This is a genomic window from Escherichia sp. WS1450 (assembly GCF_046487395.1).
GTDB lineage: Bacteria > Pseudomonadota > Gammaproteobacteria > Enterobacterales > Enterobacteriaceae > Escherichia > Escherichia coli.
The window spans coordinates 46,320-67,170 of the sequence record NZ_JBJQJO010000009.1 but is presented as its reverse complement, the minus strand read 5'-3'; the positions used below and the strand labels follow the sequence as shown (position 1 = coordinate 67,170).

The window sequence follows — 20,851 nt, the reverse complement described above, 5'->3', positions numbered from 1 at the left end:
TCACCTCGGTTCGGCTGATGGCATTGTGGGAACACTGACCTGTGGTGCAACCTCAGGTTCTTCCAGGGCGCTTACTGGCTCATTCTGGCTTTCGGCGTTTTCATGCAAAATGGCCTGTTCGGCTTGTTTGTTCAGTACCAGCAGGCTGATGCGACGGTTGACAGCATCATCAGGACCGCGATCGCTTAAGCGCATCGTTGCCGCCATGCCGACGACACGTAACACTTTGCCGCCATTCAACCCGCCAACCATCAGTTCGCGGCGGGATGCATTGGCCCGATCGGCAGAAAGCTCCCAGTTGCTATATCCTTTCTCACCACTGGCGTAAGGGAAATCATCGGTATGACCCGAAAGGCTAATACGGTTGGGAATACCATTCAGAACGGGCGCGATGGCGCGCAGAATGTCGCGCATATAGGGTTCCACATCGGCACTGCCGGTTCTGAACATCGGGCGATTCTGGCTATCGATGATCTGAATACGTAGACCTTCCTGGACCAGATCGATTTTGAGATGTGGACGTAACGCCCGCAGTTTCGGATCGGATTCAATCAACTGGTCGAGATCGCCACGCAATTTCCGCAATCGACTTTGCTCCATGCGTTTTTTCAGCTCTTCGATGTTCGGCTGCTTATTCACTTCCCCCTGGCTTTGGGTGTAATCATCACCCCCACCGGGAATTGGGCTTTCACTATTAGAAATGCGATCGCCGCCCGTAACCGCAGTCGCCAGTGGCGTCCGGAAGTACTCCGCAATCTGAATCAACTCTTTTGGGCTGGAGATGGAGATCAGCCACATCACCAGAAAAAAAGCCATCATCGCGGTCATAAAGTCGGCATAAGCAATCTTCCACGATCCATGTGCTGCCCCGTGGCCTTTGGCTTTGCGTCGTTTGACGACAATAATCGGATGCGCTTGATTCTTCATGCTTCCTCGGTTGTCGTCTGTTGTTGCGGATTTTTCACCGCACGCACATGCTCTTCCAGTTCAATAAACGACGGACGTTCGCTGGAATAGAGCGTTTTGCGACCAAACTCAACGGCGATAGGCGGTGCGTAACCGTTCAGATTAGAAAGCAGTGTGACTTTGACGCACTGCATCATTTTGCTGGTTTCGGCGCTTTTCTGACGTAAAACACTCGCTAATGGGGAAATAAATCCGTAAGCCAATAAAATACCGAGGAAAGTCCCCACCATCGCATGTGCGATAAGCGCCCCCAGCTCGGCGGCAGGACGATCGGCTGAACCTAACGCGTGAACGACCCCCATCACAGCCGCGACAATACCAAACGCCGGAAGTGAGTCCCCGACCAGCGCCAGACTGTTCGCCGGGACTTCTGCTTCGCTTTCGTGCGTCTCAATCTCTTCATCCATCAGGGCTTCGATTTCGAAGGTGTTCATGTGACCGCTGATAATCAGACGTAGATAATCGACGATAAAATCAAGCATGACGCTATCCGCAAGGATGCGTGGGTAGCTGGCGAAGATCTCGCTCTCACGGGGATTTTCAATATCACGTTCCAGCGAAAACATCCCCATCTGCCGCGATTTCGCCATCAACCGATAAAGCAGAGCCAGCAGATCCATATACATTGCTTTGGTGTATTTGGAGCGACGAAACAGCAACGGCAGCGCCTTCAGCGTGCCTTTAATCGCTTTGCCATTATTGCCGACGATAAACGACCCAATCCCTGCACCGGCAATAATCACCAGTTCAGCGGGTTGATAGAGTGCTCCAAGGCTTCCACCGGTCATCAAATAACCGCCGAAAACTGTACCGAGAACAACCAGGTAACCTAATAAGATAAGCACGACATCATCCTTCCACTGTTGACCATGACAGGATGTTCAGTCGTCAGGCGTTAACGCGCGATTGGGGCAAAAAAAAGCAGCGGTACGTCGTTACCGCTGCTGGAATGTTGCGCCACACCGTATAAGTTAAACAGCCTGTACTCTCTGTTCATCCAGCAGTTGTGGGATAATATCGGCAGGATTCTGGGAAAGTTTACGTCTTTTTACTGCCCGGGATGGCGGCTGACATAAGCTGCAGGCAAAGCTGCCAACAGGCTGGTGAGCGTGGGTAATAAAATTGCCGCCGCAGCAGTTGCAGCTGGAAAGTTGCAGTAATCCACTTTCAACAAACCGCACCAATGTCCAGGCACGGGTTAATGCCAGCAGCGGTCCTTCTTCTGCTTGCGGGCACTGTTCAAGGTATAAACGGTAGGCTTTGATCACCGCATCGACGCCATTACACAAGCCGGTTTTCAGTAAAAACTGCCATGCGTTACAGAACATCGAAGCATGAACGTTTTGTTCCCAGGTCATAAACCAGTCGGTTGAGAATGGCAGCATGCCTTTCGGCGGTGGGCTTCCGCGCAGTTCTTTATAGAGTTTTATCAGGCGTCCGCGACTTAACTGTGTTTCGCTTTCCAGCATCTGCAAACGAGCGCCCAGGGTGATCAATTCCATTGCCAGCTGAATATCCCGCGCTTCCTGAACAATGCTTTTTTCACTCATGATCAGGCCCTTTTCTTGCGCAGCGCTTCTTCAGGCTGATTAACATCATTCAGCAAGCGTGTTGAGAGCATGATGCCGGTATGAATTTGCTGGAGATCGTCAACGCGGGAATCTTGCGTCAACTGAGTAATCGTCTGGTGGCTGTCAAAACGAAAGTGACAAACCAGTTGATTGGTTTCTGCCAGCTTAACCATTTGCGGAAGAGTCAGTGCCGCTAACGTTGTCGCCATTTCTTCATTTATGCCGAGACGAAACATTGCGGACGCTTTGTCCTGAACAATCAGACGCTGTGCAAGTAGTAAATATGACAAGTTGATGTCATAAATGTGTTTCAGCAACTCGGAGGTATGCATTATTCCCACCCAGAATAACCAACTTTATTTTTATGCGGTCTCACCGCACCCCGTGATGTCGCCGGGAAGCCCCGGTAAAAAATAATTAGCATTAGAATAGTTGCGATAAGCTGCAACAGGCAGAGCCCCTTTTTTGGATTTAATAAGTCCTTACAAATAGAAGGGGTTCTTTACACTTATCTAAGATTTTTCCTAAATCGACGCAACTTTACTCGTCACTACACTCACATACAACGGAGGGGGGCTGCGATTTTCAATAATGTGTGATACAGATCACACAAAACGCTCAATTACTTAACATAAATGTATAAGTCATACTTTTGTTTTGGGTGTATTTCAATCTGTTAAAAAGTTTTTCGCGACGCTAGCAAGCAAAAATGAAACAGGAATAATCGAAATGGGATGTTGCGCACAGTTAAAATAACTCACCGTAAATAATCATCTGCTATAAATAATTGCTTTAATGCAATACCAGATAAGCTATTTTTAAACAGACACTTACCGCACAACAAACTAATTAAATACAAAGAAAGGCAACAATCAACTTAATGTTAATAAAATGTTTTACACATATTAACCACTTGTTTAATATGGAGAATCAGTACATTATTTTCTTATAATTACAGTTGAAATCATATGATCACCGAGAGTGATTGATTAATTGTCTTTACTAATAATCAGACTAATATTTACCTGTTTGACTGAGTTGGGATTGCGTCGTTTCTCCATTAGGAGTAAAGCTTTAATGTCACCTGAAGTTCACAGAATAAGGAACAGGTTATGAGCTATAGCAATATTCTTGTCGCCGTTGCGGTTACACCGGAAAGTCTGCAACTGCTGGCAAAAGCGGTATCTATCGCCAGGCCAGTAAAGGGACACATCAGTTTAATTACTCTCGCTTCCGACCCGGAAATGTACAATCAATTAGCCGCGCCGATGCTTGAAGATTTACGCAGCGTGATGCAGGAAGAAACACAAAGCTTTCTTGATAAGTTAATTCAGGATGCGGGGTATCCCGTTGACGAGACGTTTATTGCCTACGGTGAGTTAAGCGAACATATTCTGGAGGTTTGTCGCAAACATCATTTCGATTTGGTGATTTGCGGTAATCATAATCACAGTTTCTTTTCGCGAGCATCCTGCTCGGCGAAAAGAGTGATTGCCTCAAGTGAGGTCGATGTGCTGTTAGTTCCACTTACGGGAGATTAACCGCTCCTACGCAAGCTTTGGAAAGGTAGCAACTTTATCGCGCTGCTGGCTTTCCGCGCTTCGCGGAACTATCTGCTTTAGGTCGCTAATGAAGCACTCCTGCCAGTGGTTAATATCGTTTTTCACGATAACGTCCAGCATCTCTGCATGACGGGAAATACGTTCCGCCAGCGACATAGTCAATGCACGATCCAGCGCAGCTGCAACTTCGTCACGATCGTAGGGGTTAACAATTAACGCCGACGTTAACTCGTTTGCCGCTCCCGCAAATTGCGAAAGAACAAGAACGCCCGGGTTGGCTGGGTCCTGAGCGGCAACATACTCTTTTGCTACCAGGTTCATCCCGTCACGCAGTGGCGTCACTAAGCCCACGTCAGAGTAGCGGAATATTTTCATCAGTAATTTACGGTCAAAATGCTGATTCAAATAATAAAGCGGCGTCCAGCCTAATTGCCCGTATTTACCATTAATTCGTCCAGCTTCATTTTCGAGCTGATGACGAATATCCTGATAGGCTTGCACATCACCACGCGACGTTGGTGCAATCTGGGTATAACGAATTTTACCATGATGCTGCGGATATTTTTCCAGCAACGCTTCATAGGCGAGAAAACGCTCCGGCAAACCTTTGGAATAATCCAGCCGTTCGACAGAAAAGATATTTTGTACGTTTTTCAGTTCCGCTTTAAGTTGCGCCAGTTTTGGCGGCAGTGGTCCGGCAGCCTGTTTCGCTATTTCTTTCGGTTCAATGCCAATCGGGTAAACTTCTGTTCGAAACGCTTTGCCGCAGGCTGTATGGCTTTTTGCGCTACGTGTCGTGACGCGGGTCAGGTTAGAAAGGCAATCCAGGAACGCCAGACGATCGTTCTCCGTCTGGAAACCCAGCAAATCATAATCACAAAGCTGTTCAAGCAAGGTGTCATATGTCGGCAGCGCGTTGAAGATTTCCGGTGTCGGGAAAGGAATATGCAGAAAGAAACCAATGCGATTATTCACGCCCCGTTTGCGTAATTCATGCGCAAAGGGCAACAGGTGATAATCGTGGATCCAGATAATGTCATCGTCTTGCAACAGCGGCAGTAATTTATCTGCCAGCAACGCATTTACGCGTAGATAGCCATCCCAGGCAGGACGCTGAAATTGCACCAGATCGAGCCGATAATGAAAAGCGGGCCAGAGAACGGCATTGGAGAATTTGTTGTAGTATTCGTCAAGGTCCTGTTCGCTGAGGTTAAAAGAGGCCCACGTAATGTTACCCTTTTTCACCTTTTTTAGCGGCTGATCCTCATTCCCTGTTTCACCGCTCCAGCCAAACCACAGTCCACCTGCGGCTTTCAGTGCCCCCAGTATGCCAACGGCAAGGCCACCGGCACTGGCGGCGTGCTCGTCTGGTGGTGCAATCCGGTTAGATACTACGACTAAACGACTCATAGTCATCACTCCTGTTATTTTCTCTTTTTTGTTGTAATGCGGTGGTTATCATTTCAAGCCAGCTCCAGACATCCGGCACGCCCGCCAGTCGCCATGATGCCTGAGTTGCACCTGTGCCAATTTTTACTGACATTCCGCCCAGCCGGTTAACGACTGCGAAGCCAGATTCATCGGTTAGATCATCGCCCAGAAATACGGGCGTTCGCCCGATAAAGGGAGCTTCCTGCATAAAAGCAGCAATCGCCTCACCTTTACTGGTACCTTTCGGTTTGATCTCGACAACACACTTTCCCTGCTGTAACGCCATTTGTGGCCAGATCTGAGTAATACGTTGCGCTAATGTCATTAATGCGTCTTCATGCTGCGGAGCCTGGCGATAATGCAGCGCAAAAGCCATCCCTTTCGCCTCCAGCTCCGCGCCGGGATACTGGGCGATGACCGTATGCAGTTGCACGCTAATATCACGCGCAATCGCATCCGGCAGATGAACGATATGCGTTTTACCATTGATGTCACGGCGCTCCGCCCCATGCACGCCCGCTAACGGGAAGCGATAAGGTTTTGCCAGTGCGTCAAGCTCCACCATTGAGCGCCCTGAAATCAATGCCAATGCACCATCACTTGCGGTTGCCAGTAGCTGAAGTCCTTGCAGAATAGTGTCAGGCACGACGACCTGATCGGGATGCGGTTTGATTTCCGCCAGCGTTCCATCGAGATCAAAAAACCAGGCATATTTCGCGGATAGTTCAGGGGTTTCGGTTAACGGTTCTGTCACCCGGTTCTCCTCCTTCTCTTTTCTTATTGTGTTGCGCAGAACGCGCTTTACAGACATGTAAGTATAGACAGTGTGACGGGGGTCGCCATTTGCAACGAAGAACAGCCAACCGTTGTGGCGGCTGGCTGTGGTGGGAAAAAACGCTAAATTGTTGTGGAAAAAAGCATCAGACAGTGCGTTTCGCTTTTTGCTTGTAACGGTCGAAAATCACCGCTGCCAGCAGGATTAAGCCGCGAACTACGTACTGTGCGAAAGGAGAAATATTAAGCAGGTTCATGGCGTTTTCCACGGTGCCTAAAATTAAGATACCCGCCACCACATATGAGATTTTTCCGATGCCGCCTTTCAGAGAAACGCCACCTAAAACGCAGGCGGAGATCACAATCAGCTCATAGCCAATCGACGTCATTGGCTGCCCACTGGTCATACGTGAAGCCAGAATAATTCCGGCTATCGCTGATACCAGGCCAGAGAGAACAAAGATAATAATTTTGGTGCGAACAACCGGTACACCCGCCAGACGCGCAGCCTCTTCGTTCCCGCCAATCGCCAGGGTATTACGACCAAAGGTGGTTTTATTCAGCAGCAAACCAAAGATAACCAGACACGCGACGGTGAGCCAGATTGGCGCAGGCAGACCGAACCAGTTGGCGTAACCAAGGGCAAAGAAGCTTTCATCTTCGATACCGACCGCTTTACCGTCTGAAATGATGTACGCCAGACCTCGAACAATCTGCATCGTTGCCAGTGTCGTGATCAGAGCATTTATTTTCAGTTTGGCGATAACAAAGCCATTGACCAGGCCACAGAGAACGCCCAGCAACAAACCCGCTGCCACGCCAATCCACAGGCTTTCAGTCAGGTTGATAACCACCGCCGTGGTGACACCCGCACAGGCAATTACGGAGGCGACAGAAAGGTCAAAGTCACCGGAAGCAAGGCAGAACAACATGCCACAAGCCACCATCCCCGACATGGAAATTGCCAGGCCCAACCCTTTCATATTAATGAAGGTGGCAAAGTTCGGGACAAAAATGGCACAGGCGATAAAGAGCACCGCAAACACCACCAGCATGCCGTACTGATCCCAGATACGCCCGAAGCTGAATGACGACTTAGGTGCGCCAGAACCCGATGTAGAAACAGAAGACATCATACTCTCCTTACTCAGGCAACTGCCTGGCTGACTTTAGGCATCGCAAGGCTCAGTGCCTGACGCTCATCTGCCTGCTCGTGTAACAATTCACCGGCGATTTCACCTTCGCGCATCACCACAATCCGGTCGGCAACGCCGAGGACTTCAGGTAAGTCGCTGGAGGCAAACAGCACCGCCACACCCTGCGCCGCCAGCGCATAAATTACGTTATATATTTCGTGCTTAGCGCCAACATCAATGCCGCGCGTAGGTTCATCCAGCAAAATGACCTTCATCTCTTCCGATAACCAGCGGCCCAGAATGGCTTTTTGCTGATTTCCGCCTGAGAGATTCATGATCAGTTGCTCAGCGCCCGGCGTTTTGATATTGAGCGAACGAATGTGGTGATCGGCATTGTTTTCTTCCCAACCGTTGTTGATTACACAACCGCCGAGCACATGTTTGCGTCTGGCACTGATGTTGATATTGTCGCGAACGGAGTGCACAGGAATAATGCCTTCGGCTTTGCGATCTTCCGGGCAGAGCATCATGCCTGCGGCAATGGCGTGGCTCGGTTTACGAATATCGATCGGCTGTTGGTCGATATAAACCTGACCGGCGGTGATTTGCGTACCGCCAAACATGCCTTTCATTAATTCGCTACGCCCTGCCCCGACCAGACCAAACAGACCGACAATTTCTCCACTGCGAACCGCCAGACTTATTGGCGTACGCACGCCTGGTGCTTTCACAGCATCAAGACGCAGGCGCTCCTCGCCATAACTACGCGGTTGCCAGCCGTAGATATCGCCAATGTCGCGCCCGACCATCGCCTGCACCAGCGCGTCGTGATCAACCTGCTGCATATCGGTAAAGGTTTTGACATAACGTCCATCTTTAAAGACAGTGATGGCATCGCTGAGGGCAAATATTTCTTCCATACGGTGAGAAACGTATAAGATCACCCGCCCCTCTTTTCGCAGTTCACGAATAACGCGGAAAAGATTGTCGATTTCGCGGGCAGAAAGGGAGCTGGTTGGCTCATCAAAGGCGATAATTTTAGCGTTACGCGCCAGCGCCTTGGCGATTTCAACCATCTGCCACTGACCAATGGAGAGATATTTCAGCGGCGTGTCCGGGTCAATATCCATACCAAGATGTTTAAGTTGTAAACCCGCCTCATAATTCAGCAATGAGCGATTCACAATGCCGCCTTTATGCGGCAGCTGGCCGAGATAGATGTTTTCCGCGACGGTCATTTCCGGCACGAGATGCAGTTCCTGGTAAATAATCGCCACACCCGCGTTAAGTGCTGCGGTCGTGTCAGAAAAGGACATTTCCTGCCCATTAATCACTACAGAACCCGTGGTTGGCGCATAGTTGCCGCTGAGGATTTTTAAGAGAGTTGATTTTCCTGCGCCATTTTCACCCATCAACGCATGAACCTGACCGGCATAGCAATCAAAACTAATATCCGTCAGCGCCTTAACGCCGGGAAACGTTTTACCGATGCCGCGAAATGAGAGATACGGGGTAGACTGTTGCATAACGTCTCCGTGAATCACTGGTCGTTCACACCCCCTCTGCATCATGCAGAGGGGAATTTTTCCGGCAAATTACTTACCGCCTAAACCTTTTTTCTCCAGTTCTTCTTTAAAGTTGTCACGCGTGATCAATACCACGTCGGTAACTTCGGTAAATTTTGGCGGTTCAACGTCTTTTGCTACCCAGTTGTAAAGCATTTCGCTGGATTTATAGCCATGTACGTCCGGGCTTGGCAGCAGGGAACCGTAGAAGCCGGTTGCCTGTGCCTTAGACAGTTCGCTCACCGCATCCACACCGTTAATACCGATACCGATGATATCGGCCGCTTTAAAGCCCTGACCTTCCGTCGCGCGTACGCCGCCCAGCACGGTGCTGTCGTTCATACCGACGATCAGCCAATGTTTAACTTCCGGATGTTGAACCAGCATTGAGTTGGCAGCGTCAAATGCCCCCGGGATGTCGTTAGATTTGGTAGGTACCTGATAAATTTGTTTTTCCGGGAATCCTGCAGCTTTCAGCGCATCCATAGACCCCGTAGTACGGCGACGAGCCGTATCCAGTTCGTTGGCGGTAATCGCCATCACCGCGCTTTCTTTGACATCCCAGCCACGTTTCTGCATCTCTTTATACAGTTCCTGGCCCTGACGTTCGCCAATTTTGGTCGCTGCCATCATCACCAGCGGAACGGTATCCATTGGCTTGCCTTTGGCGTTAACAAACTGGTCATCCACGGCAATGACTTTCATATCGTAGCCACGCGCTTTCGCCACGATGGCAGAGCCGAGTTTCGGGTCCGGAGTACAAATAACGAAACCTTTTGCGCCACTGGCAGCCAGGCTGTCGATCGCGTTCAATGTTTTTTCGCCATCCGGCACGGCAATCTTAATAACTTCAAACCCTAAATCCTTCCCAGCTTTATCGGCAAACTTCCATTCGGTCTGGAACCACGGCTCTTCCGGTTGCTTCACCAGGAAACCGAGCTTCAGGTTCTCCGCCATAGCGGATTGTGACATAACGGCTGCCAGACCAATGGCTGCCAGGGCTTTAGTAAATTTGTGCATGGTTCTCTCCAGCTTTAGTGTCGTTTTGTGTAGGGCAAAAACGAATGACATTCGTTAAATTAATCGGAAAACAAAGCATTACCTTTTAACTAAAAGATAAGTGACTGTGTTGACATAGTTTTAGCGAGAAATTAATTCTCCATAGGAGAGCAATATCACATCGCAGAATTACAGTGAGAACGTGCATAAATTTAGCGGGAAAAGACATAAGGAAAAGCCAATTTGTCTGACAAATTGTCTAGTGCACAGCAGATTAATCCATAAGATTAGCCTGGAAATCCTTGTTGTCTTTGGTACCCAGCGGGATGTCTTTTTTTTAACCAGTCAATAGGCCACATTACCTGGCGTTGAGTTTTTAAAGGGTGTAATAACCGCAACTCAAAGATGTGGAAAAAGCGCGTCATTCATTTCGCCATTAATTATCACCGTGCTCATTAATTAACAGAACACGTATACTGAGAGCCATACCGCAAAAATGAAAAAACGTTTTAAAAAATCATTGCTTCATCATGAATTCAAATTCACCGATTAATATCAACAAGATACAAAAAGCACTATCATTAAAATTCATTGCAGTTACATTGATTTCATCAATGAAATGTAAAAATATATAAACTTGATGATTTAAGCATTTTCTTATACCCATTCAGACGTTATTCTTATTTCAGATCATCGTCAGAATTGACTCCACGATCACATTTCGGACCGGCAGAAAGGAATTATTCTGCAAACAGTAATTATGGTGTTTTGATTTATCTTGCACCTCTCCACTTCTGGATATAAGGATATTAGGTATGGCAACCGCTGGAATGCTTCTCAAACTCAACTCTCAAATGAACCGCGAGTTTTACGCATCCAATCTCTACCTTCACCTGAGTAACTGGTGTTCTGAACAGAGTCTGAACGGCACCGCCACTTTCCTTCGCGCCCAGGCACAGAGTAATGTGACCCAAATGATGCGCATGTTTAACTTTATGAAGAGTGTCGGCGCTACCCCCATCGTTAAAGCCATTGATGTTCCCGGTGAAAAACTGAACTCTCTGGAAGAACTGTTCCAAAAAACGATGGAAGAATACGAGCAACGTTCAAGCACGCTGGCGCAGTTAGCCGATGAAGCTAAAGAACTGAATGATGATTCAACCGTCAATTTCCTGCGCGATCTGGAAAAAGAACAGCAGCATGATGGCCTGTTGCTGCAAACCATTCTTGATGAAGTGCGCAGTGCGAAACTTGCTGGTATGTGCCCTGTGCAGACCGACCAACATGTTCTGAATGTCGTGTCGCATCAGCTGCATTGATCATCATCGGCGCTAATGCAATTGCGCCGATGAAGTTTTTGAGAAACCGCTGCCTCATCTTTTTGAAGCAGCGGTTTTTTTAATGGGATTCGCCCTGTGGGGTAAACTTGAGTTCAATCAGCGCGATGGCTTTTTGGATTGCCCGCATGGTGACCGGGTCTGCGGCGGCGGGATGGTTAGTAAAGTCGATATTCTTCAGCTGGCTGGACATTTTTTCACGAACTTCAACGGGCGCGATTACATCGAGAACATCCAGAATTTGTTTGATAACCAACTGGCAAGCAACCACATCAGAAACCAGTTCCTGATCGGCATTCAGCGGCTGGGACATCGTAAACTCCTGATAGCATTTTGAAAGCCGTTATAGTAGCGGCTTCACATCTTCAGCGATAGTCACATCCACCGTCATCAGGACACAAAAAAACCTGCCGGAGCAGGTTTTTTGTTATCGGAACATATTGCCTGGCGGTACGTCTTTGAACGTCTTGCAATAGTTATTGAACATACTTTTCAGGATCTTGCGCAGTTTCATCGCGGCACTCCGACTATTTGTTATGCAGGTGTTATTATCTTTGCGCTTATAATATGACAACCATCACAAAAATCAATCTTTATGTGATGTAAATCACACAAATACCTCTTTAATGTTATAAAAATGATAATCAAAAAGCAGCCCCCCCCTTTCTGACACCTACAGATGGCAAGAAATAGCGCCTGCCAGGCGTCTTTTCCGGCCATTGTCGCAGCGCTGTAACGCGTAAAATAGTGCTTTCTTTTACTCTTCTGGCTGGACCATGAGACTTCTGATTCTGACTCTTTCATTAATAACGCTGGCGGGGTGCACAGTTACTCGCCAGGCTCATGTGGGCGAAGTTGACGCGGCAACAGGTATTGTTCGGTTGGTTTATGATCAGGCTTTTTTGCAGCATGCCCATACCGATCGTTATGTCAGTCGCGGGATCGCCGATCGCGCATGCCAGCAGGAAGGCTATACCCACGCGATCCCCTTTGGTCAGCCAGTAGGCAACTGTAGCCTCTTTGCGGGTTCCTTATGTTTGAATACGGAATTCACTTTGTCATATCAGTGCCATCATTCCGCCGTCCCTGTCTTTCTCTAAATATTTTAATCAGCGAGGGGGATCTTCGCTGATTAAATAAATAGCGGTAATGCGTTTTATTCCCATTCGTATTTTTAATAAATGAAGTTTATATTTTACCTTTTGCAAATAATAAAATAACAAATTATAGTGACGCCACAGCAACAAATATAACCTTTGTGGAGCACTATCATGCTGAAACCAGAAATGATTGAAAAACTTAATGAGCAGATGAACCTGGAACTGTACTCTTCACTGCTTTATCAGCAAATGAGCGCCTGGTGCAGCTATCATACCTTCGAAGGTGCTGCCGCGTTCCTGCGCCGTCACGCCCAGGAAGAGATGATGCATATGCAGCGTCTGTTTGATTATCTGACTGATACCGGCAATTTACCGCGTATTAATACCGTTGAATCTCCGTTTGCTGAATATTCCTCACTTGATGAATTATTCCAGGAAACCTATAAACACGAACAATTAATCACGCAGAAAATTAACGAACTGGCTCATGCTGCAATGACCAATCAGGACTACCCAACATTTAATTTCCTGCAATGGTATGTTTCTGAGCAGCATGAAGAAGAGAAACTGTTCAAATCGATTATTGATAAATTAAGTCTGGCAGGCAAAAGCGGCGAAGGTTTGTATTTTATCGACAAAGAACTCTCCACCCTCGACACACAAAACTAATGTTCTCCGGCGGCAGGTTTGCTGCCGCCGTTTCAAATCAGTGACGGCAAATCTTACTCTGATCGGTCGAAAAACCTTCTTCCGAAGGTATAAATTTGCCTTTTGCTGCCAGAAACGCTACCAGCTCTCCCGCTGTCATCCCTTCTGCCGAGCAAGTGTGAAAACGTGCCTGTTCACCAAAACGCGCTTTAATCGCAGCTTCCAGACTGGCATGCGTATATTGCTCACCTGATTCAATCATCATATTTAACACTTCATGACCGTGAATAGAGTCCATCGTTCCTCCTCAAAAAAAAGCTAGCGTAGCGATTGCCGCTTACCAAGACTTTGCGCCAGCGCAGGACTGAACGCATTTTATTGTACATTTATATTTACACCATATGTAACGCCGGTTTGACGAAGCAGCCGTTATGCCTTAACCTGCGCCGCAGATATCACTCATAAAGATCGTCAGGACAGAAGAAAGCGTGAAAAACAGAACTCTGGGAAGTGTTTTTATCGTGGCGGGAACCACAATTGGCGCAGGCATGCTGGCAATGCCGCTGGCTGCGGCAGGTGTTGGTTTTAGCGTCACGTTAATCTTGTTGATTGGGCTTTGGGGGTTGATGTGCTACACGGCGCTATTACTACTGGAGGTGTACCAGCATGTCCCGGCAGATACCGGTCTGGGCACGCTGGCAAAACGCTATCTGGGACGCTACGGTCAGTGGCTGACGGGCTTCAGTATGATGTTCTTAATGTATGCTCTGACTGCGGCATACATCAGCGGTGCTGGTGAATTGTTGGCCTCCAGCATCAGCGACTGGACAGGTATTTCAATGTCGGCAACCGCTGGCGTGCTGTTGTTCACTTTTGTTGCCGGTGGCGTGGTTTGTGTCGGAACTTCGCTGGTCGATTTATTTAACCGTTTTCTGTTCAGCGCCAAAATTATTTTTCTGGTGGTGATGCTGGTACTGCTACTTCCGCATATTCATAAGGTGAATCTTTTAACCCTGCCGTTGCAACAGGGGCTGGCACTGTCTGCAATCCCGGTGATTTTTACGTCGTTTGGTTTTCACGGTAGCGTGCCGAGCATTGTCAGTTATATGGATGGCAATATTCGTAAGCTACGCTGGGTGTTTATAACCGGTAGTGCGATCCCTCTGGTGGCATATATTTTCTGGCAGCTGGCGACGCTTGGCAGCATTGATTCAACAACCTTTATGGGATTGCTGGCTAATCATGCCGGATTAAACGGGCTGTTACAGGCGTTACGCGAAATGGTGGCCTCTCCGCATGTTGAGCTGGCGGTGCATTTATTTGCTGATTTAGCCCTCGCCACGTCATTTCTCGGCGTTGCGTTAGGTTTATTTGATTATCTGGCAGATTTGTTTCAGCGTTCAAATACCGTTGGTGGACGATTGCAAACTGGTGCAATTACCTTTCTGCCGCCGTTAGCGTTTGCACTGTTTTATCCACGAGGATTTGTGATGGCGCTGGGTTACGCCGGTGTGGCGCTGGCGATACTGGCATTGATTATCCCTTCGCTGTTGACCTGGCAAAGCAGAAAGCACAATCCTCAGGCGGGTTACCGGGTGAAAGGTGGTCGTCCGGCGCTGGTGGTGGTGTTTCTCTGTGGTATTGCTGTGATTGGCGTGCAATTTTTGATTGCGGCAGGCTTGTTACCAGAAGTGGGATGATTAGATCTTATTGGGTGCCAGAATTAACGCTGACACCCAATTTGACCTCTTAATGCAGGCAGCACTGCTTAAATTTCTTACCACTGCCGCACGGACAAGGATCGTTACGACCCGGTTTCTCTTCTGCTTTGATCGGTTGCTGAACAGCTTTTTCCTGCGGATGCGCCATCCAGTATGCATGTAAATCAAGCGCCGCCAGTCGAATGGCATCTACGCTCTCTTCAAACGCTTCTGGCGACATCTTCTCTACCCGCTCGAAGTTTTCCTCAGTACCGTGCAGCGCAATCGCCTCCAGCGCCGGTTTTAACGAATCGGGCAACGTTGACCAGTCAGAAAGTGCCACGCCCCGCATATAGCCAAAGCACCATTCCTCAACAATCGTCAGCTCGCTGCCATCGACTTCTCGCAAACCGAATAACGGCTCAAACTGCTCCGGGAATTCGTTCAGACGCTCTGCGGTATCGGCCATATGTTGAAAGGCCAGGTTCATAAAGCGCGTCATCTCTTTCTCTGATGCCCAGCGCGGCACATAGTCAGCCCCACCCCACACGGCAACCAGCCACTGTGCCGGTTCAATCTCTTGCGGAGAACTCAACACCGCCGTCAATAAACCGTCCAGCTCCGCCACATCAAGAATGGCGTGGTCAGTGTTGTATTTGGTCAGAATATCGTCCAGCCATTCCAACTCACTTTCGTTTAACGGTCCCGTTTTCATACGCTTTTCCTTGTGGATCTCAACTCGCCAGCACCTATCTTACATGTCGGTCCGTAACAGAGATACTTTTTGAGTGGCTTTGGCGGTGATTAAAAATTAAGGAGGGTGTAACGACAAGTTGCAGGCACAAAAAAACCACCCGAAGGTGGTTTCACGACACTGCTTATTGCTTTGATTTTATTCTTATCTTTCTCATGGTACCCGGAGCGGGACTTGAACCCGCACAGCGCGAACGCCGAGGGATTTTAAATCCCTTGTGTCTACCGATTCCACCATCCGGGCTCGGGAAGAAAGTGGAGGCGCGTTCCGGAGTCGAACCGGACTAGACGGATTTGCAATCCGCTACATAACCGCTTTGTTAACGCGCCAAATTCTTCAGGCCTTTCAGCCAGACATCCGCTTGACGCCGATGTCTTTTAAACTGGAGCGGGAAACGAGACTCGAACTCGCGACCCCGACCTTGGCAAGGTCGTGCTCTACCAACTGAGCTATTCCCGCATTCATCAAGCAATCAGTTAATCACTTGATTTTATTATCGTCTGGCAATCAGTGCCGCCGTTCGATGCGTTGCATTCTACTTACCTGGCGCGATGAGTCAACGATATTTTTCACCACTTTTGATCGTTTGCTGAAAATTGCGCCGAAACGATCACTGATCAAGCAAATCTGCACGCGCAGCGCTCAAATATTGCAACATTGACCACAGAGTCAGTACCGCAGCCACAAAGAAAAGTGCAATACCGGCGTACTCAACCCAAATGTTCGGACGCCACAGCAGCCAGGCCAACGCCACCATCTGGGCAGTGGTTTTCACTTTCCCAATCCAGGAGACAGCCACGCTACTGCGTTTACCCAACTCCGCCATCCATTCACGTAGCGCAGAAATAATAATTTCACGGGCGATCATCGTTGCTGCCGGTAAGGTCACCCACCAGCTGTGATAATGCTCGGTTACCAGCACCATGGCGATAGCCACGAGAACTTTATCTGCCACAGGGTCAAGGAAAGCACCAAACCGGGTACTCTGGTTCCAGCGGCGTGCCAGAAAACCATCGAACCAGTCAGTCACCGCCGCGACGCAGAAAATGAGCGCGGCGGCAAACGGCGACCAGGTGACAGGCAGATAAAAGACCAATACAAAGAATGGGATAAGGATGACACGGAACAGTGTAAGCAACGTAGGGATATTAAATTGCATAATGACGGGTAACTATCTGTTGTCAGTAAGATTACCCCTATGTTGCTACAGAGACATCAATGTTTCAACGACCAGAAGATCTTTTCTGCCAGACCTTGCGAAATACCCGGCACTTTTGCAATTTCCTCAACGCTGGCGTTACGTAAACCTTGCAAACCGCCCATATATTTCAACAACATTTGCCGACGTTTTGGCCCGACGCCTTCAATGGTTTCCAGGGAACTGGTATTTTTGACCTTCGCCCGTTTCTTACGGTGCCCGCCAATCGCGTGATCGTGTGATTCATCGCGAATATGCTGGATAACATGCAGCGCGGGAGAATCTGGCGGCAAAATAAATCCCTCACCTTCCGGCTCAAAGAACAGCGTTTCCAGCCCAGCCTTACGATCTGCTCCTTTGGCAACGCCAAGAAGCAGCGGATGATTTTTATCCCATGAGACATCCAGTTCGGCGAAGACATTTTTCGCCTGCGCAAGCTGGCCTTTGCCGCCGTCAATAAGGATCACATCCGGGATCTTACTGTCGTCGATGGCTTTACCATAACGCCGACGCAGCACCTGATTCATCGCCGCATAATCATCGCCCGGCGTGATGCCAGTAATGTTATAGCGCCGATACTCCGCACGCAGCGGGCCGTTAGCATCAAACACCACACAGGAAGCGACGGTTTGTTCACCCATGGTATGGCTGATGTCAAAGCACTCCATCCGCTTCACTTCCGGCAATTTCAACACGCTGGCAAGCGCGGTCAGTCGCTGGTGAACGGTAGATTGCTGCGAAAGTTTGCTGGTTAAGGCCGTCGCCGCATTGGTGCGCGCGAGTTTCAGATAACGCGCCCGATCGCCGCGAGGTTTGGTTTGAACATTAATCTTGCGTCCCGCCAGTTCTGAAAGGGAATCGGCGAGCAGCGTTTTATCGCTAAGATTAAAATCGAGCAGGATCTCACCCGGTAAGGTGCGCATCTGGCTGCCTTGTAAATAGAACTGACCTACGAAGGTTTCTACCACCTCGCTCAGTTCCGTACCGCCAGGCACTTTCGGGAAATAGCTGCGGCTGCCGAGCACTTTGCCCTGACGAATGAACAATACATGGACACAAGCCATTCCCGCATCGAACGCCACACCAATAACGTCGAGGTCGTCGCCGGTATTGGACACAAACTGTTTTTCGGTGACGCGTCGCACCGCCTGAATTTGGTCGCGAATACGTGCCGCTTCTTCAAACTCCAGATTCTGGCTGGCAGTTTCCATACGGCTAATGAGTTGCGTAAGCACCTGATCATCTTTGCCAGACAAAAACAGGCGCACATACTCGACCTGCTGAGCGTATTCTTCTTCACTCACCAGTCCTTCAACGCACGGTCCCAGACAGCGCCCTATCTGATATTGCAGACACGGACGCGAGCGATTGCGATAAACACTATTTTCGCACTGGCGAATGGGGAATATCTTTTGCAGTAGCGCCAGTGTTTCACGTACGGCATAGCCATTCGGGAACGGGCCGAAATATTCACCTTTAGCATGCTTCGCACCACGATGCATCGCCAGACGCGGATGGGTATCGCCACTCAGGAAGATAAAGGGATAAGATTTATCATCGCGTAGCAAAACGTTGTAACGCGGCTGATAGAGTTTGATGTAGTTGTGTTCCAGCAACAGCGCTTCGGTTTCTGTATGAGTAACCGTTACATCAATTTGCTGGATCTGGGCGACCAGCGCTTCGGTTTTGCGCGAAGCGAGGTTGCTACGGAAATAGCTGGAAAGCCGTTTTTTCAGGTCTTTCGCTTTGCCGACATAGATAACCGTACCACCAGCATCGTACATGCGATAAACGCCTGGCTGGCTGGTTACGGTTTTTAAAAACGCTTTTGCGTCAAACTGATCACTCACTGACTTGATAATGTCTCCGCATTACACAGACCATGGCGAATTGCCAGGTGAGTCAGCTCAACATCGCCATGAATGTTTAGTTTACTGAACATACGATAGCGGTAGCTGTTCACCGTTTTCGGACTGAGATTGAGCTGTTCTGAGATCTCATTGACCTTCTGGCCCTTGGTGATCATCAGCATAATCTGCAATTCACGTTCAGACAAACTGGCAAATGGGCTTTCTGTTTTTTCTGGTTCGATCTGGCTTAACGCCATTTGTTGAGCGATGTCAGAAGCAATGTAACGCTGCCCTGAATAGACAGAACGGATCGCACTCACGACTTCCTGCGGAGCCGCGCCTTTGCTGAGGTAGCCAGCAGCACCGGCCTGCATGACTTTCGCTGGTAAAGGGTTTTCTGTATGGACGGTAAGCATGATGATTTTGACATCAGCTGTGGAACGCGCGATTTTACGCGTCGCCTCAAGACCGCCAATGCCCGGCATACTCATGTCCATTAGCACCACGTCAACGGCATTTGCCCGGCACCACTTAACGGCGTCTTCACCGCACGATGCCTCTCCGACGACTTTTATACCCTTTATATCTTCCAGAATGCGTCGTATCCCTGCGCGCACCAGTTCGTGGTCATCAACAAGTAGAACGTTGATCAAAGGAATATCTCCAGAAATAGGGATAACGCTACTGATAGTTAGTCATTCGTATATTAGCGGTTTTTATTGCAACTTTGAAACGTTAAAAATGGTGGGTATTCGATTTTTCTCTCGTTTTTGTAAATTCGATTGTCCACAGTTATGGTCACGCCCGTCACCAACGGCTTCCGGGATCGTTTCACAGTAAGCCCTACGATGAAATGTGACAAAAATTGACTTTATTCAGCAAAAATGAAAATCAGCCCGCTGAATATGTAACATTAATTAACCCGAACAATACGGGCAAAAAACATTCATGATAAAAATATTTATTGGTCATTATATTAACGTATTTTATAGCACTGCCGATATCACGCTCAAAAAACAACCACTGCTATTTTTAGCAAAGCTTATGGTATACTCCGCCGCCTTAACATTTTTCACCGCAAATTTTCATTGCAACATGACGAGGAAAATAAATGAGTACGCCTGATTTTTCTACTGCCGAGAATAATCAAGAACTGGCAAATGAAGTCTCCTGCCTGAAAGCGATGCTGACGCTGATGCTGCAGGCGATGGGACAAGCTGACGCGGGCCGCGTGATGTTAAAGATGGAAAAACAGCTTGCGCTGATCGAAGACGAAACCCAGGCTGCAGTATTTTCCAAAACGGTTAAGCAAATTAAACAAGCCTACCGTCAGTAATATAAAACCGGCTGAGAGCGTGCCTTTCAGCCGGTTTTTGCATCTGGCACGCAGAACAGAAAAGAGATCAAATTAAGCCAGTAGCGGCCGCGTAACAGGCCACCTGGGTCTTATTTGGTGCATTGATTTTTTTCTGCATGTTTTTCTGATGGAAATTGACCGTATTCTCAGAGATTGACAAAATCATCGCTATCTCTGCTGATGTCTTCCCTTCCGCCGTCCATTTCAAAATTTCTTTTTCGCGCTTGCTGAAATTCATCTCTGGCGTCATCACTATTTCATCATTTAAACGCATCAGAGCCATCAGACTTTCGCGCACCAGTAACTGCATTTTTAATTGCAGTTCATCACTAAGAATGGGTATTTCGCGCGTGCTGCAACGGGAAAAGGACAAAAAGCCCAGCGCCCGATTTGGCAGCATTAAATACTGAGTGACACCGCGGCGTAAACCATGCGCGCGCGCGGCTTCCCATAACGGCTGAGCTTCGCTGAATAAGTCATCATTCCACATTAAATGGCCCTGACTAAAGTTTTCAGGGTTCAGCACCGGATCAATTGCGAGAAAGTTTTTTGCCTGATAATAACTAACCCACGCCTCAGGGTAATTGGTGTAGAAAGCCACTTTAGGTCGCGTGAATGGTACCGGGTGGCGAACACATAACGAATAGTAGTCGTACTCCAGCTGCTGAGCCTGAAGCTCTATTTCATGGTAGACCTCTTCTGCGGCCTCCATCCTCTGAAAACGCAACAGCATCGTGCGACGCCAGCTGAAAAAATCCGTATCCTGCATAGTAAACCGCAACGCCCCTGAGAGTGAGTATCATTTATAATGATAATTCAAACTATCACATAAATAAGATTTATATATAATTTATATTATTCAGGCAATGAATTACTTTTGCAAGCCATCGCATTCTCTTATGT

The 20,851-nt window shown here is 48.4% G+C and carries 24 protein-coding genes and 3 tRNA genes; 7 read left to right on the top strand and 20 right to left on the bottom strand.

Annotated elements, in window-relative coordinates:
• From motB to flhD, 4 genes are all read right to left on the bottom strand, one after another.
• Entirely contained in the window at positions 1-927 is a 927-nt protein-coding gene (motB, locus tag ACJHYR_RS12995; protein WP_001551271.1) for a flagellar motor protein MotB, read from the bottom strand.
• The gene (gene motA, locus ACJHYR_RS12990) at positions 924-1,811 is read right to left on the bottom strand and encodes a flagellar motor stator protein MotA (protein WP_000906336.1); all 888 of its coding nucleotides are present in this window, start codon (positions 1,809-1,811) and stop codon (positions 924-926) included. The genes motB and motA overlap by 4 nt, the downstream gene beginning before the upstream one ends.
• A 126-nt stretch (positions 1,812-1,937) precedes the next feature.
• On the bottom strand, positions 1,938-2,516 hold the full coding sequence (gene flhC / locus ACJHYR_RS12985) for a flagellar transcriptional regulator FlhC (protein WP_001291603.1): 579 nt from the start codon (positions 2,514-2,516) through the stop codon (positions 1,938-1,940).
• A 2-nt stretch (positions 2,517-2,518) separates the two neighbouring features.
• Positions 2,519-2,869 (bottom strand): flagellar transcriptional regulator FlhD, encoded by a 351-nt coding sequence (gene flhD, locus ACJHYR_RS12980; protein WP_001295647.1) that lies wholly within the window; start codon positions 2,867-2,869, stop codon positions 2,519-2,521.
• A gap of 780 nt (positions 2,870-3,649) precedes the next feature.
• On the opposite strand from flhD, the gene uspC reads away from it, so the two are divergent.
• Positions 3,650-4,078, top strand: a complete 429-nt coding sequence (gene uspC / locus ACJHYR_RS12975) for a universal stress protein UspC (RefSeq protein ID WP_001565006.1) — start codon at positions 3,650-3,652, stop codon at positions 4,076-4,078.
• A 6-nt stretch (positions 4,079-4,084) separates the two neighbouring features.
• Here the strand turns inward: uspC and otsA are convergent, their stop codons facing one another.
• The 5 genes from otsA to araF form a co-directional block, all read right to left on the bottom strand.
• On the bottom strand, positions 4,085-5,509 hold the full coding sequence (otsA, locus tag ACJHYR_RS12970) for an alpha,alpha-trehalose-phosphate synthase (RefSeq protein WP_001296148.1): 1,425 nt from the start codon (positions 5,507-5,509) through the stop codon (positions 4,085-4,087).
• A complete protein-coding gene (otsB, locus tag ACJHYR_RS12965) occupies positions 5,484-6,284 on the bottom strand; it encodes a trehalose-phosphatase (RefSeq protein ID WP_001298457.1) in 801 nt (266 codons plus the stop codon). Before otsB ends, otsA begins: the two co-directional genes overlap by 26 nt.
• 166 nt (positions 6,285-6,450) lie before the next feature.
• Positions 6,451-7,437 carry an arabinose ABC transporter permease AraH gene (gene araH / locus ACJHYR_RS12960; protein ID WP_001314829.1) on the bottom strand — a complete coding sequence of 329 codons (987 nt, stop codon included), beginning with the start codon at positions 7,435-7,437 and terminating at the stop codon, positions 6,451-6,453.
• A 14-nt stretch (positions 7,438-7,451) separates the two neighbouring features.
• Positions 7,452-8,966, bottom strand: coding sequence for an arabinose ABC transporter ATP-binding protein AraG (araG, locus tag ACJHYR_RS12955; protein WP_001187819.1), 1,515 nt, complete (start codon positions 8,964-8,966; stop codon positions 7,452-7,454).
• A 69-nt stretch (positions 8,967-9,035) separates the two neighbouring features.
• Positions 9,036-10,025, bottom strand: a complete 990-nt coding sequence (gene araF / locus ACJHYR_RS12950; RefSeq protein ID WP_000548675.1) for an arabinose ABC transporter substrate-binding protein AraF — start codon at positions 10,023-10,025, stop codon at positions 9,036-9,038.
• 794 nt (positions 10,026-10,819) lie between these two features.
• On the opposite strand from araF, the gene ACJHYR_RS12945 reads away from it, so the two are divergent.
• A complete protein-coding gene (locus ACJHYR_RS12945) occupies positions 10,820-11,323 on the top strand; it encodes a non-heme ferritin-like protein (RefSeq protein WP_000179469.1) in 504 nt (167 codons plus the stop codon).
• Positions 11,324-11,402: 79 nt separating this feature from the next.
• Here the strand turns inward: ACJHYR_RS12945 and yecJ are convergent, their stop codons facing one another.
• Together yecJ and azuC are read right to left on the bottom strand one after the other, a co-directional pair.
• Positions 11,403-11,654 (bottom strand): DUF2766 family protein YecJ, encoded by a 252-nt coding sequence (gene yecJ / locus ACJHYR_RS12940; RefSeq protein ID WP_000082127.1) that lies wholly within the window; start codon positions 11,652-11,654, stop codon positions 11,403-11,405.
• A gap of 114 nt (positions 11,655-11,768) precedes the next feature.
• Positions 11,769-11,855 (bottom strand): stress response protein AzuC, encoded by an 87-nt coding sequence (azuC, locus tag ACJHYR_RS12935; RefSeq protein ID WP_010723106.1) that lies wholly within the window; start codon positions 11,853-11,855, stop codon positions 11,769-11,771.
• 262 nt (positions 11,856-12,117) lie between these two features.
• Here azuC and ACJHYR_RS12930 point away from each other — a divergent pair, with 262 nt between their 5' ends.
• Positions 12,118-12,441 carry a YecR-like lipofamily protein gene (locus tag ACJHYR_RS12930; protein WP_001237856.1) on the top strand — a complete coding sequence of 108 codons (324 nt, stop codon included), beginning with the start codon at positions 12,118-12,120 and terminating at the stop codon, positions 12,439-12,441.
• Positions 12,442-12,612: 171 nt separating this feature from the next.
• Positions 12,613-13,110: a non-heme ferritin gene (gene ftnA / locus ACJHYR_RS12925; RefSeq protein WP_001314831.1), complete on the top strand. Its 498-nt coding sequence runs from the start codon at positions 12,613-12,615 to the stop codon at positions 13,108-13,110.
• 37 nt (positions 13,111-13,147) lie between these two features.
• Here ftnA and ACJHYR_RS12920 read toward each other — a convergent pair whose 3' ends face one another.
• Complete coding sequence (locus ACJHYR_RS12920; protein WP_000377224.1) at positions 13,148-13,387, bottom strand: YecH family metal-binding protein; 240 nt, start codon at positions 13,385-13,387, stop codon at positions 13,148-13,150.
• Positions 13,388-13,577: 190 nt separating this feature from the next.
• Between ACJHYR_RS12920 and tyrP the strand changes: the two genes are divergently transcribed.
• A complete protein-coding gene (tyrP, locus tag ACJHYR_RS12915; protein WP_000797585.1) occupies positions 13,578-14,789 on the top strand; it encodes a tyrosine transporter TyrP in 1,212 nt (403 codons plus the stop codon).
• A gap of 49 nt (positions 14,790-14,838) precedes the next feature.
• Here the strand turns inward: tyrP and yecA are convergent, their stop codons facing one another.
• The 7 genes from yecA to uvrY all read right to left on the bottom strand — a co-directional run bounded on the left by yecA (position 14,839) and on the right by uvrY (position 19,244).
• Positions 14,839-15,504 carry a UPF0149 family protein YecA gene (gene yecA / locus ACJHYR_RS12910; protein WP_000847882.1) on the bottom strand — a complete coding sequence of 222 codons (666 nt, stop codon included), beginning with the start codon at positions 15,502-15,504 and terminating at the stop codon, positions 14,839-14,841.
• A gap of 195 nt (positions 15,505-15,699) precedes the next feature.
• Positions 15,700-15,786 (bottom strand) — tRNA-Leu (locus tag ACJHYR_RS12905).
• 12 nt (positions 15,787-15,798) lie between these two features.
• A tRNA-Cys gene (locus ACJHYR_RS12900) sits at positions 15,799-15,872 on the bottom strand.
• A gap of 54 nt (positions 15,873-15,926) precedes the next feature.
• A tRNA-Gly gene (locus ACJHYR_RS12895) sits at positions 15,927-16,002 on the bottom strand.
• 151 nt (positions 16,003-16,153) lie between these two features.
• A complete protein-coding gene (gene pgsA, locus ACJHYR_RS12890) occupies positions 16,154-16,702 on the bottom strand; it encodes a CDP-diacylglycerol--glycerol-3-phosphate 3-phosphatidyltransferase (protein WP_001160187.1) in 549 nt (182 codons plus the stop codon).
• Between the two features lie 56 nt (positions 16,703-16,758).
• Positions 16,759-18,591, bottom strand: a complete 1,833-nt coding sequence (gene uvrC, locus ACJHYR_RS12885) for an excinuclease ABC subunit UvrC (protein ID WP_001551272.1) — start codon at positions 18,589-18,591, stop codon at positions 16,759-16,761.
• Complete coding sequence (gene uvrY, locus ACJHYR_RS12880) at positions 18,588-19,244, bottom strand: UvrY/SirA/GacA family response regulator transcription factor (RefSeq protein ID WP_000611328.1); 657 nt, start codon at positions 19,242-19,244, stop codon at positions 18,588-18,590. Before uvrY ends, uvrC begins: the two co-directional genes overlap by 4 nt.
• A gap of 295 nt (positions 19,245-19,539) precedes the next feature.
• Between uvrY and yecU the strand changes: the two genes are divergently transcribed.
• Together yecU and yecF are read left to right on the top strand one after the other, a co-directional pair.
• Entirely contained in the window at positions 19,540-19,716 is a 177-nt protein-coding gene (gene yecU / locus ACJHYR_RS12875) for a protein YecU (RefSeq protein ID WP_000590347.1), read from the top strand.
• Positions 19,703-19,927 carry a DUF2594 family protein YecF gene (yecF, locus tag ACJHYR_RS12870; protein ID WP_000106474.1) on the top strand — a complete coding sequence of 75 codons (225 nt, stop codon included), beginning with the start codon at positions 19,703-19,705 and terminating at the stop codon, positions 19,925-19,927. Before yecU ends, yecF begins: the two co-directional genes overlap by 14 nt.
• Positions 19,928-19,994: 67 nt before the next feature.
• On the opposite strand, the gene sdiA is transcribed toward yecF, so the two are convergent.
• Complete coding sequence (gene sdiA / locus ACJHYR_RS12865; RefSeq protein ID WP_001154271.1) at positions 19,995-20,717, bottom strand: transcriptional regulator SdiA; 723 nt, start codon at positions 20,715-20,717, stop codon at positions 19,995-19,997.
• Positions 20,718-20,851: the final 134 nt, after the last annotated feature.

Coding starts and splice junctions, on each gene's coding strand:
- motB (WP_001551271.1), bottom strand. CDS start 927: ATGAAGAATCAAGCGCATCCGATTATTGTCGTCAAACGACGCAAAGCC.
- flhC (WP_001291603.1), bottom strand. CDS start 2,516: ATGAGTGAAAAAAGCATTGTTCAGGAAGCGCGGGATATTCAGCTGGCA.
- flhD (WP_001295647.1), bottom strand. CDS start 2,869: ATGCATACCTCCGAGTTGCTGAAACACATTTATGACATCAACTTGTCA.
- uspC (WP_001565006.1), top strand. CDS start 3,650: ATGAGCTATAGCAATATTCTTGTCGCCGTTGCGGTTACACCGGAAAGT.
- otsA (WP_001296148.1), bottom strand. CDS start 5,509: ATGAGTCGTTTAGTCGTAGTATCTAACCGGATTGCACCACCAGACGAG.
- araH (WP_001314829.1), bottom strand. CDS start 7,437: ATGTCTTCTGTTTCTACATCGGGTTCTGGCGCACCTAAGTCGTCATTC.
- araG (WP_001187819.1), bottom strand. CDS start 8,966: ATGCAACAGTCTACCCCGTATCTCTCATTTCGCGGCATCGGTAAAACG.
- araF (WP_000548675.1), bottom strand. CDS start 10,025: ATGCACAAATTTACTAAAGCCCTGGCAGCCATTGGTCTGGCAGCCGTT.
- ACJHYR_RS12945 (WP_000179469.1), top strand. CDS start 10,820: ATGGCAACCGCTGGAATGCTTCTCAAACTCAACTCTCAAATGAACCGC.
- yecJ (WP_000082127.1), bottom strand. CDS start 11,654: ATGTCCCAGCCGCTGAATGCCGATCAGGAACTGGTTTCTGATGTGGTT.
- azuC (WP_010723106.1), bottom strand. CDS start 11,855: ATGAAACTGCGCAAGATCCTGAAAAGTATGTTCAATAACTATTGCAAG.
- ACJHYR_RS12930 (WP_001237856.1), top strand. CDS start 12,118: ATGAGACTTCTGATTCTGACTCTTTCATTAATAACGCTGGCGGGGTGC.
- ftnA (WP_001314831.1), top strand. CDS start 12,613: ATGCTGAAACCAGAAATGATTGAAAAACTTAATGAGCAGATGAACCTG.
- ACJHYR_RS12920 (WP_000377224.1), bottom strand. CDS start 13,387: ATGGACTCTATTCACGGTCATGAAGTGTTAAATATGATGATTGAATCA.
- yecA (WP_000847882.1), bottom strand. CDS start 15,504: ATGAAAACGGGACCGTTAAACGAAAGTGAGTTGGAATGGCTGGACGAT.
- pgsA (WP_001160187.1), bottom strand. CDS start 16,702: ATGCAATTTAATATCCCTACGTTGCTTACACTGTTCCGTGTCATCCTT.
- yecU (WP_000590347.1), top strand. CDS start 19,540: ATGATAAAAATATTTATTGGTCATTATATTAACGTATTTTATAGCACT.
- yecF (WP_000106474.1), top strand. CDS start 19,703: ATGAGTACGCCTGATTTTTCTACTGCCGAGAATAATCAAGAACTGGCA.
- sdiA (WP_001154271.1), bottom strand. CDS start 20,717: ATGCAGGATACGGATTTTTTCAGCTGGCGTCGCACGATGCTGTTGCGT.